Origin of the sequence: Psychrobacter sp. AOP5-GZ1-6 (assembly GCF_052376345.1) — a bacterium.
Classification (GTDB): Bacteria; Pseudomonadota; Gammaproteobacteria; order Pseudomonadales; family Moraxellaceae; genus Psychrobacter.
The window spans coordinates 1-236 of sequence record NZ_JBQSVP010000408.1; the positions used below are offsets into that span (position 1 = coordinate 1).

General features: G+C 44.5%; 1 protein-coding gene. It reads left to right on the forward strand.

The genetic code is table 11. From position 1 onward, the window contains the following. The coding region (locus ACT3RN_RS16395; protein WP_444518915.1) for an IS3 family transposase at positions 1–196 on the forward strand (196 nt) is incomplete at its 5' end. Positions 197–236 lie beyond the last annotated feature (40 nt).

A 236-nucleotide genomic window follows, 5' to 3' on the forward strand; every position in this document is an offset into this window, starting at 1 on the left:
TGGGCTGTACAAGTCTGAGGTCATTCATTATTTGAAAGAGAGCTGGTCTGGTGTGAACGATGTTGAACTGGCAACCCTTGAATGGGTCGATTGGTTTAACAAAACACGACTGCATAGCACGATTGGATATGTGTCGCCCTTTGAGTTTGAAAAGCGGTATTATGATAATTTAATCCTGTCAGGCATTGCTGCCTGACTAAAGTAAATCAGCCTCCGATAAAGTCGGGGCGGTTCAG